The 10,379-nt window shown below is 53.9% G+C and carries 8 protein-coding genes; 3 read left to right on the top strand and 5 right to left on the bottom strand.

Going from position 1 to position 10,379, the window contains the following annotated elements; all coding sequences use genetic code 11:
- Window positions 1-41 precede the first annotated feature (41 nt).
- Window positions 42-797 carry an ATP-grasp fold amidoligase family protein gene (locus NCR98_RS22250; protein WP_250527297.1) on the bottom strand — a complete coding sequence of 252 codons (756 nt, stop codon included), beginning with the start codon at window positions 795-797 and terminating at the stop codon, window positions 42-44.
- A 426-nt stretch (window positions 798-1,223) separates the two neighbouring features.
- Between NCR98_RS22250 and NCR98_RS22245 the strand changes: the two genes are divergently transcribed.
- Window positions 1,224-2,402: a glycosyltransferase family 4 protein gene (locus NCR98_RS22245; RefSeq protein WP_250527296.1), complete on the top strand. Its 1,179-nt coding sequence runs from the start codon at window positions 1,224-1,226 to the stop codon at window positions 2,400-2,402.
- A gap of 68 nt (window positions 2,403-2,470) precedes the next feature.
- On the opposite strand, the gene NCR98_RS22240 is transcribed toward NCR98_RS22245, so the two are convergent.
- The 3 genes from NCR98_RS22240 to NCR98_RS22230 form a co-directional block, all read right to left on the bottom strand.
- The gene (locus NCR98_RS22240; protein WP_250527295.1) at window positions 2,471-3,844 is read right to left on the bottom strand and encodes a UDP-glucose dehydrogenase family protein; all 1,374 of its coding nucleotides are present in this window, start codon (window positions 3,842-3,844) and stop codon (window positions 2,471-2,473) included.
- A 65-nt stretch (window positions 3,845-3,909) separates the two neighbouring features.
- Window positions 3,910-4,242, bottom strand: coding sequence for a hypothetical protein (locus tag NCR98_RS22235; RefSeq protein ID WP_250527294.1), 333 nt, complete (start codon window positions 4,240-4,242; stop codon window positions 3,910-3,912).
- 73 nt (window positions 4,243-4,315) lie between these two features.
- Window positions 4,316-5,041 (bottom strand): Crp/Fnr family transcriptional regulator, encoded by a 726-nt coding sequence (locus NCR98_RS22230; protein WP_244831387.1) that lies wholly within the window; start codon window positions 5,039-5,041, stop codon window positions 4,316-4,318.
- 1,528 nt (window positions 5,042-6,569) lie between these two features.
- Here NCR98_RS22230 and NCR98_RS22225 point away from each other — a divergent pair.
- Together NCR98_RS22225 and NCR98_RS22220 are read left to right on the top strand one after the other, a co-directional pair.
- A complete protein-coding gene (locus tag NCR98_RS22225; RefSeq protein WP_250527293.1) occupies window positions 6,570-7,685 on the top strand; it encodes a glycosyltransferase family 4 protein in 1,116 nt (371 codons plus the stop codon).
- 75 nt (window positions 7,686-7,760) lie between these two features.
- Window positions 7,761-8,978: a glycosyltransferase family 4 protein gene (locus NCR98_RS22220; RefSeq protein ID WP_250527292.1), complete on the top strand. Its 1,218-nt coding sequence runs from the start codon at window positions 7,761-7,763 to the stop codon at window positions 8,976-8,978.
- A 47-nt stretch (window positions 8,979-9,025) separates the two neighbouring features.
- Here the strand turns inward: NCR98_RS22220 and NCR98_RS22215 are convergent, their stop codons facing one another.
- Entirely contained in the window at window positions 9,026-10,285 is a 1,260-nt protein-coding gene (locus NCR98_RS22215; RefSeq protein ID WP_250468026.1) for an oligosaccharide flippase family protein, read from the bottom strand.
- Window positions 10,286-10,379: the final 94 nt, after the last annotated feature.

Genomic DNA, 10,379 nt, shown 5'->3' with positions numbered 1-10,379 from the left:
TTTAAGTTATACTGTGTTTTTTTTTTTATTTGTTTGTTTTATTATTTATTAATTTTTAAATTTAGGACGCTTTCATAATGTATACGGGGGACTTTAATAATGTGTTCAACGCGGGGGGGGCGCGCCCCCCCCACCTCACTACGCGGATAGTGGCCGATCGCAATATCGAGCCGGTTCCAGTTCCCGTCATACATGTCGCCACGTGGATGCTCGCCAAACCGGTCCGAAATGAGCGCAATGTAAATCGTGGGCTGGCTGTCTCTTCCGTTAAAAAAGCAATGGATCTTGATGTCAGCAGGAACGGCACCGCTGGAATCGAGTAAAAGCTCTTCGAAGAAAATGCGCGGCTTGATGGTCCGATAGTGACGCTCCCGCGCTATGCGATAGAAGTCGGTGATCAGCCATTCGCGCGCAAGCGCGTCGAGCTCCTCGAAGGACGTCTCGGCCTTGTCGCGAACGAGCTTGACGAATCCACTACCGTGATTCGCCTTCATCACAAAGCTTATCGGCAGAGAATCGAACTCCTCGCGGGTGAACCTCTCTGGTGTGGCGATTATCTCGGTCAGATATTGCTTACCGACCTTGCGCTGAACGTAGTCGCGCACGTTGAGCTTGTCCGCAAGGTCCGCATACCGGGGGTCCGGAAAAAGACACCGGTAAAGAATCTTCTCGTTGAACGTCTCGGGAGCGCGCACGTTGGGAAAACGTCCTACCTTGTGACGATGGTAGAGCATGAGATACGCGGTATCAGGGAGCCACCCCTTTGCACCGTTGAACAGTCTCCTCGGAAGCGACATCCCTCTCTCCTTAAGAATTTCTATGTAGCGCTTGCTGTGATCCATCCATTCGAGCCCACAAGTCACTGCGTCACCTTACTCGGTGAGCTCGTCTTGTGAATGCACGATCATGCAAGGAAGAACTCTCGAAACTTTCGATTGGTTGACCACAGTATGAACAGCTCGAATGCTCGACGTTGTGCGCTAACCAACAGACGTACGATCTGCGTTTTTAAGCACGACGTCCGGTCATTCTTTACTGGAAACGATATACGCGGCAGGGCAAAACGCCCGAAACAATTTCACCTATTTTGAGGATTCCCTTGCAATTCGTTGGCGGCCATCGAAGTGTTAGGTACACCACAAAAATTGGGATTTCTACCTAGGACCATAAGGCCTTAAGCCTAAGAAAGTCTCCTCATTCGTTTCTCTAAACGAGGGAAAACCGTGAAAATTGCGATTGTCCATGATTGGCTCGTGGTGTCTGGAGGCGCGGAAAAAGTTCTGCAGCAAATTATCGAGTGCTTTCCAGGCGCCGAGATTTACACCATCGTTGACTTTCTTAAAGACCGCGCCTGCGTCAAGGATTGCAAAGTACACCCGTCCTTCATTCAAAAAATGCCCTTTGCAAAAAAGCGCTACAGGTCTTATCTGGCGCTAATGCCTATAGCAATCGAGCAGCTCGATCTTTCAAGTTACGATCTCATCATTTCCAGCTCTTACGCGGTTGCCAAGGGAGTAATTACCGGGCCGGATCAGCTTCATGTCAGCTATGTTCACTCGCCGGTTCGCTATGCCTGGGACTTACAGCATCAATATCTCAACGAAGCGGGCCTGACCAAGGGGTTGAAGTCGGTCATGGCGCGGCTTTTGCTGCACTATATTCGCGTATGGGACGCACGCTCGACCAACGGCGTGGATTATCTGATCGCCAATTCGCACTTCATCGCGCGCCGTATCAGGAAGGCATACCAACGTGACTCGACTGTGATTTATCCTCCGGTCGATGTGCGTTCACTTCCCATGCGAACGCAGAAAGACGACTTCTATTTGACCGCATCGCGACTTGTACCGTACAAGCGCATCGACCTTATCGTAAAGGCGTTTTCCCGCACGCCAGAGCGGCGTCTTGTCGTGATCGGGGACGGTCCTGACATGCAAAAGATCCGTGCGTCCGCAGGTCCGAACGTCGAGATCCTCGGCTATCAGTCATTCGAAGTCTTGCGTGACCACATGCAGCGCGCGCGCGCTTTCGTGTATGCGGCCGAGGAGGACTTCGGCATATCGATCATAGAAGCCCAAGCATGCGGCACGCCGGTCGTCACGTTCGGCAAAGGCGGCGCACTGGAGACGGTGATCGGCCTGCCACGCGAACGCCCCACAGGCCTCTTCTTCAAGGAGCCAACGTGTGAGTCGCTTATCGATGCCATCGAGCGCTTCGAGCGCAACGCGCATCTGTTCGATCCGCGCGCATGCCGCGAAAATGCCGAAAGATTTTCCACCGAAAAATTCAAGGCGTCGTTCTCGGCGTTCATCGAAGTCAGGCTAGCTCGTTTCCGTGCCGAAAAAGAAGTGGCTCCTGTACCAAGTCGAAGCAATGTAGCGGTGACCGAGTCGCAAGTGTGACCGAACACCTCGGATGCGAAAAAAGGCGTTGCGAGTAATCAACCCGCAACGCCTTTATCTTTTAGGGATTACTTCGGCTCAACCGTGGGCCGACCGATGGCCTCGTAGACAAAGCCCAGCTCCGCCATATTCTCGGGATCGAACAAGTTGCGCCCATCGAAGATTAACGGCTTCTTCAAACCAGCATGCAGCGCTGCGATATCGGGGCTCTTGAACGCTTTCCATTCGGTGACGATTACAAGCGCGTCGGCGTCCTTCACTCCTTCATACTGGTTGCTACAAAATTTAAGCCTTGCGCCGTACGAAGGGTCGTCTGCCAAGTCAAGCGCGAAAACCCGTTGCGCCTCCTCCGAAGAAACCGGATCGTATGCACGAACAGTCGCGCCTCGCTTGAGCAATTCGGCAATCAACCTGCGGCTCGGTGCTTCGCGCATGTCGTCGGTGTTCGGCTTGAAGGCCAGCCCCCAAACCGCAAGTGTTTTCCCCGTCAGGTCCTCACCAAGCCGCGCGCAGACCTTGCTGACAAGCACGTCCTTCTGCGCATGATTCACCGACTCCACCGAGTTCAGTATCTGCAGATCGCGGCCGTACTCATGCGCTGTTTGAATCAATGCACGCACATCCTTAGGGAAACACGAGCCACCGTAGCCGCAACCCGCATAAAGAAAATCGTAGCCGATGCGCGGGTCCGATCCTATGCCACGCCGCACTGCCTCGATGTCCGCGCCCACCATATCGGCGAGATTCGCCAACTCGTTCATGAACGAGATACGCGTCGCAAGCATTGCATTAGCAGCGTACTTCGTGAATTCGGCGGAGCGCACATCCATATACATCGTACGTTCGTGGTTCCGATTGAATGGCGCATAAAGACGCGTAAGCATGGCGCGCGCGCGTTCGCCCGAGGTATCGGACGCGCAGCCAAGTACGATCCGGTCCGGGCGCATGAAGTCGACAACGGCTGCGCCTTCCTTCAGAAACTCAGGATTAGACACGACCGAGAATTGATGATTTACGCCCCTGGCATCAAGCGCTTTTCGCACGGTGTCGGCGACTCTATCTGCTGTGCCGACCGGAACGGTCGACTTGTCGACGATCGTCTTGAAACCTTGCGCGTACTTGCCAATCTGCTCGGCAGCCGCTAATACGTATTGAAGGTCTGCGGAACCATCTTCATCAGGTGGCGTACCTACGCAAATGAACTGTACGTCTCCGTGCTCTACCGCCTTGGCGACGCTCGTCGTGAAGCTGATTCGTCCTGCCTTCACGTTGCCCTGAATCAGCTCCTTGAGTCCTGGCTCGTGAATGGGAATGCCGCCCCGGTTAAGCAAATCAATTTTTTCTTGGTCGACATCCATGCAAAGAACGCTGTTGCCCACTTCGGCCAGGCATGCGCCTGTAACAAGGCCAACATAGCCCGTACCAACGACGGTTACTTTCATAAGCCCGCTCACAATAGAAAAGTTAAAAGGGACCGTCTAAGCGGCGCGACGGTCAAAAGGCCTTACTAACCACTTCTTGAGACGTCGAGCATGAAATCGACGGTATGCTGGCTAAAGCGACCAATGAGCATGAGCCGACGCTGTGCTTCTTGACCGCCGTATGTTTTTGTTGCAACGATGATTACGGCCAGGCCGCTAGGCGGCTTTGCCTCATCGGCTGGAACACCACGCGTTTCGAAGTCGTCCGGCAATTCGACTCTCGTTGGCCACGCCCTCGCGAGTATCACGCGCTTTATTACCGATCCCGCTTCGTTCCGTATCTCGACCGGCATGGTTAGATCGTTGTCGGCGGTGTACGTCGATGACGCAGCAAGATTGAGAATGAGCACACGGGCCATCACAGCATCTCCTGTTCGGTGTCTGAAGCTCGTTGATGCACCTGCTCTTTTGCAAGCGACAAGCTCATTCTCTTTACGGGGTCGTGATCGTCGCCGGTAGCAAGCGATTGAACTCCGCCTTGATAAGACCGTAGCATTCGCAAGCACGCGCTTCGAGCGCCTTGCGATCAAGAACGCGAATGCAGCCGCGCGTCTGATACACGACGCCGTGCGAGTGCAATCTTCCGACTGCTTCGGTGACGCCTTCGCGACGCACCCCCAGCAAGTCGGCGATGTGCTGCTGCGTGACGCGCAATTGATTCGATGAAGCCCGGTCGAGCCCGACCAGAAGCCATCGACAGAGTTGACTGCTTAGCGAGTGATACCGATTGCATGCCGCGTTCTGCGCGATCTGCGTGAAGAACGCATGGATATAAAGCATGGAAAGGCGATCAAGGAGCCGCGAGCGCTGCAAGTGTTCTCGCAGCAGATGCGCGTCCATGCGGTACGCGGTGCCGCTGCATTCCACTGTGACCATCGTGGGCATGGTGTCACCTTCCGTTAAAACGGGCACGCCAACCATGCCTTCACGCCCTACCGTTGCAATCTCGACCGAGCAATTGCCGTCCAACGCATGTGACAGCGAGATGACCGCGGACGCCGGAAAGTACACATGAAGAAACGAGTCATGTGCATTGCAAAGCACCTGTCCCGCTCGCAACTCGATGATCTCGAGATCGGGTGCGAGCGCCTGCCATTCTTCCAGTGGCAACGCTCGCAACAAATGATTTCCGTGCAGATCCGATTGAAGATTCAGCATAAACTCGCTCTCGTTTTTTTGGGGCGCGTAACAACACGCGCTCTAGAAGGTGAATCAGCTATTCGTTCGAATCTCGTAGCTTTCCGCTAGCGGGCACGGTGGAGGGGTTTGCGCCCATCGGATGTCGATTCTTCCGGTCTTGGCGGAATTTCGACAACCTTTCCGATCGCTGCTCCAACTTGCTGAAAAGCGACATGAGAACGACCAAAAAAACAAATGTGCACAACACCCAGACAACTGAAGCCGCACGAGCGATGAGAGCGAAGAATGCGCGCGCTCGGTCGATGATCCACATAGACGACTCCGTGAACGAAGGTTCGTAGTCCAAATCCCTTCAAGTCGAGATTGGCCAACCGCGTGCCTCTGTAGGGAGACCGTCGGCATCTCGTACTGGCGGGACGGCGGACACACGGTGGAGCGTTCGCACCGACGCGTTGTCCAATAGGGCTGTTGACTTTTCGCATGATCGTCCTTAGACGAGCGGCGCCCTACTTTGCTCTAAAGATGTTGTCGAATGCTGCGTATCAGTCGAATGCACCTCCAGAGAACAGGTCCTAGGCCTACTAACTATCGTAGATTGCTTACGAGGTTCAATGTGGTCTAGGGCACCAAAGTCCAAAGCGCTCGAAATTTCAATGCTCACATTCCATCAAAACGAAAAAAGTCTTGTTCAACCAATGAGGAGTACGATAAAACGCGTGCCTGCTGCGAAGTGCCTTATGCGATCAAGTAACTCAGGTATTAGGTGCCCAGTTAGCTAGCGGAAATCGGGTCTGCTTAGAGCAAAAAACAGCAAGTACGCTCCGTCTTATTCATCAGACTAATCGGCCGACTTGTTTGATTGAGCTACATGTCTTCCATCTGATGAATTTCGCGCAAACCTTTGCGCGAAAACGTTAGTTGGGACCACCAATTTTAAGATGTCAAGCACATGTAAGGATGGAGCCGATTTTATCAGTGGATTTCGCCAGGCGTAAAGGTGAAGCGCGGGCTCATTAAAGAGTGAACGTACGATCTAAAAATCGGCAACGTTTTTCAATTTTGAAACAAAAGGATTCTTAGTGCTTGCTTTTTTGTACGGCATGTACGTCAGTGTTTTCCCGCACAGAGCCAAATATAGCGGCAAGAAAAACTTCTTGTGTGTCTTCATCACACCAATGCGCGTGTACCACTGACGTTGACTGCACGTGTCGCTGGGCCGGGATCCTCCTTCTCGGACTAATTTGTCCGGGACTCGCCTTCCTCGTCGTTGAGCAATGGGTATCTTCCTCGGAGAGCTTTCCATGAAAGCAGTGCAATTTGCGCTGGAGCGAATTAGGAAGTTGATTAACACCGCTGATGCCTTGAACATGCGGTCATCCGCCGTTCTCGTGTCGGACTTACGGCTTCTAATTGAAGTAGCTGAGACGGCCGAATTGGAACGTCTGACAAATGCAAGTTCACAAATTCCCGTGGCCGAACGATAAGCCTTCGTACCACGTCGTAGCCGGTACGCACCGGAATAATTCGCAGTATTGACGGGGGGTCCATGGGGTTTACCATTAATGGCAAATTTGCATCTCAACGCATCACAGGCGTGCAACGCGTTGCATTTGAATTGACGCGGGCGTTGCAGGCGCAGGCTTCGACTCCGAACGATCTGCCGCTCGTGGTGCCACCCGACGCCAAAGACCTTGGACTAGCCAGCCGCAAAGGGCGTTTGCCGCAGCTGCTCAAGGGAAACCTATGGGAGCAAGTCGTTTTGCCGCTCGAATCGGCGCAGGACACACTGATCAGCTTGTGCAATACCGGGCCGCTGCTCAAACGTCGTCAACTGGTGATGATTCACGATATGGCGGTTTACGACGTCCCTCAAGCATTCTCGAAGAAGTTTTCTTTTTGGTACCGATTCAAGTTTTCAGTTCTCGCTAAGCAGACCCGACTGATTCTCACCGTATCGGACTTCTCGAAACGGCGCATTTGCCACCATCTAGGCTTAGCGGAATCGCATGTCGAGGTCATTCGTCCCGGCGCGGATCACATGGATCGCATAGAGCCTGATCCAGCTATTCTCACTCGTCTATCGCTTGAGAAAGGGAAATTCTGTGTTCTGGTCGGGAGCCTGGATCCTCGCAAGAATCTGCAGCGCGTGCTCGATGCTACGAAGCTGCTCGAAAAAAAATCCGACATCAAGTTCGTCGTGGCGGGAGGAGCAAATCCGCGTGTTTTCGCCGCACAAGACGTGCAGGGCGTCGCGCAATCAGATAAGGTAACTTGGGCAGGTTTTGTATCGGACGGCGAATTGAGGGCGCTGTATGGAAGCGCTGCCTGCCTCGTTTTCCCATCTTTGTACGAGGGTTATGGACTTCCGCCGCTAGAGGCCATGCGCTGCGGGTGTCCGGTCATTACGTCTTCGGAAGCTTCGCTTCCCGAGGTCTGTGGCGACGCGGCCATGTACTGTGATCCGTTTTCTGCCACTGATATCGCAGCGAAGATCGAAGTGATGACCACACAACACGATGTCCGCGAGTGGCATCGTCAACGCGGATACGCGCGAGCCAACCAGTTCAGGTGGGACCGCGCTGCGTATGCGCTTGCGCAAATTCTCTATGGCGAACGCCACGAAAGTGCGCTTTACTTAAAGACGCAACCTACCAAGGATTAAATAAATACCGTAGTATTACAGATGACTTGCGGAACGCTTCCTGGATCAGCGATAACACCAACTACTGCGGATGCCGTGAAAATACTCATCGCGAACACTTTGTATCATCCGGATTCCGTCGGCGGGGCAGAGATATCGACGCGACTCCTTGCAGAGGGTCTCGTCAAGGCCGGAATGGAAGTGTGCGTAGTTTGCGCTACAGGCGCCGGCGTGGATCGGATCAGCAGACTTAACGGCGTAAAGGTCTACCATCTTCGCTCGGTCAATGTTTATTGGCCGCACAAACCGAAGAAGCATTCGTCTGTCGTCAAGCTCATCTGGCACGCGATCGATCTGCACAACGTGATCATGTCGCGCAAGCTCAAAAATATCATTGCGCGGGAAAAGCCCGACATAGTCAACACGAGCAACCTTTCCTGCCTCTCAATTGACATCTGGCGCGTGGCTCGTAATGCCAACGTGCCTATAGTGCATACGGCTCGCGACTACTATCTCATGTGCCCGACGTCCACCATGTTTTCCGGTGCGAAACCTTGTGAGCGTCAATGCGGCATGTGCTCGTTGTATGCGGGACCGAAGCGTGCCGCATCCGCGAGTGTGGACGTGGCCGTCGGCGTAAGCAGATTTGTCTTGCAGAAGCACGTCGATAATGGCTTCTTCCCAAGCGCGATGCGCACCGAGGTCATCAGCAATTGTTATGTTCCGCTGGACGATGCTGTTCCCATGAAGCGCGTTTCAAAGTACGAAAGCGGCCCTGTACGGCTTGGCGTGCTCGGACGCGTTTCGCCGGAAAAAGGACTTGAGGTTTTGTTCGAGCAGCTTCTTGCGGATCATTCGCTCGAATGGACGCTTGCCATCGGTGGTAAGGGTGACGCGGAATATCTGGGGGAGCTGAAAGAGAACTATGCCGACCCGCGCGTCGAATTCCTGGGGCAAGTGAAGCCTGGCGAATTTCTGGAAGCTATCGACATTCTCATCGTGCCATCGAAATGGAATGAGCCCTTTGGACGCGTGACGGTCGAAGCTTACTCACACGGCGTGCCGGTCGTGGCTGCAAACACAGGTGGAATTCCGGAAGTAATCGAGCCGGGCTCCAACCTTCTCTTCGATATGGAGCAGCCGCACACGCTTATAGACAAACTCCGCGATGCCGTGAAGCTCTTACAGGACACGTCATTGCACGACCGCTTGCGCCAATACGCCGAAGGTTTTAGCGTTGCCGCGATGGTCGATGCCTATATCGACGTCTATCAAACTGCGTTGACTAAGCCTGTTCTCAAGAACGTCGCTTAAAGCAACCCCATCGCACAATCTATCTCGCCGAGGCGGCGCCTGCCGCTTCATTCGGGAACGCCTTGTTTCAAAAAGAACGGAACTCGCTGCATATAGAGCGTTGTCGCCATGGCGATCGCGACGTATGCCTGCACTGTGAGAAGCGCTGTTGCGGCGCCTAGTTCCGCAAAGAAAGTGGATAGAACGGTCAGAAGCGCAACGTTAAGAACCGCCGCGCCCAAAAGCACGCGTCCAAACTGCGACTTCATTCCAAGAGGCAGCATGGTCTGCACGCCAAAGACATCTGCAATACCTGACAGGAACGGCACGAACGCCATGAGACGCAATACGTCGACTGTAGGCTGATAGTGCGGACCGTAAAGCAATTTCACCGCTAATGGCGCGGCTGTAAAGATGGTCAAAGAGATCAACGCAACAACCGTCCCTTGGAACGCTAGCATTTTTCTCAAGAAGGAAAAAGCCGCATCGCGCGAATGATGCATGAGATAGCTGATGCGCGGATATGCGGCGGTTTTGAGCGGGCTCATGATGCCTATGGCGGCGCGGATTAGCTTATCGCCCGCAGCGAAGTAGCCGGCGGCAACGTTCCCGGAGATAAGGGCTAGCAGCACCGTGTTGCTCGACGCGCTGTATTCATTGATGGCTGTCGCGAGGAAGACGCTCCAGCCGTCCTTGAGGGACTTTGCAATCGAATCCAGCGACACGGAAACAAAGTCGAGCTCACGACGAAAGTAAAGGTACGTCATGATGGTCAGACCCGACATCAAAGGTACGAGCGAATTGACGCCCATTGCCCAGTAGATGTCGTCTCGACTGTGCACGAGCAAGTACATCGCGGGAACGCTCAGCACGCGACTCGCAAAGACAATGGCGCCGGTGATGCGCAAGTCTTCGATACCCTGGAAATACCACGTCGGCGTGAGCATCGCGCCAACGGCAAGGCCAAAGCCTAGGAGGAGAAGTTCGCGATCTTGTGCAAGGCGGTCAAACACGAAAGACAGGGTCAGCAAGATGGTAAAGCCGCCAATCGTGACCACACCCTGCGCGCAAAGCGTCGACCAGAAGACTCGAGAGCGCTCTTCGCGATTGGCGCGGTTGACGGAGATTTGCGGTGTAGCAGTTAAGCCAAAGCCGTAGTTCGTCAAGACAATAAAATAATTAATGAAGGCCAGCGCAAACGCGAGGCGCCCGTACCCCTCCGGTGTAAGCACGCGGGTGAGCAGGGGAAGCGTGAGCAGTGGAACCGCGTAGGTCGATACCTGAAGAAGCAACAAAACCGCAAAATTCTTCCGGAACGAAGAAGCCATATATGTACTCGAGCGTGAAGGGTTTCACGTGTCGCATTCCAGTCACGGGCGAGCACACGCGATGAGTGCGGCAAACAGCGACAGACACAGCCGC

Source organism: Caballeronia sp. GAWG2-1 (assembly GCF_023631405.1).
Classification (GTDB): Bacteria; Pseudomonadota; Gammaproteobacteria; order Burkholderiales; family Burkholderiaceae; genus Caballeronia.
This window is presented reverse-complemented; position numbering and strand designations above follow the sequence as displayed.

Excerpts from the sequence above, each read along its gene's own strand:
- NCR98_RS22250 (WP_250527297.1), bottom strand. The coding sequence starts at position 797 with ATGTCGCTTCCGAGGAGACTGTTCAACGGTGCAAAGGGGTGGCTCCCT.
- NCR98_RS22240 (WP_250527295.1), bottom strand. The coding sequence starts at position 3,844 with ATGAAAGTAACCGTCGTTGGTACGGGCTATGTTGGCCTTGTTACAGGC.
- NCR98_RS22235 (WP_250527294.1), bottom strand. The coding sequence starts at position 4,242 with ATGGCCCGTGTGCTCATTCTCAATCTTGCTGCGTCATCGACGTACACC.
- NCR98_RS22230 (WP_244831387.1), bottom strand. The coding sequence starts at position 5,041 with ATGCTGAATCTTCAATCGGATCTGCACGGAAATCATTTGTTGCGAGCG.
- NCR98_RS22225 (WP_250527293.1), top strand. The coding sequence starts at position 6,570 with ATGGGGTTTACCATTAATGGCAAATTTGCATCTCAACGCATCACAGGC.
- NCR98_RS22215 (WP_250468026.1), bottom strand. The coding sequence starts at position 10,285 with ATGGCTTCTTCGTTCCGGAAGAATTTTGCGGTTTTGTTGCTTCTTCAG.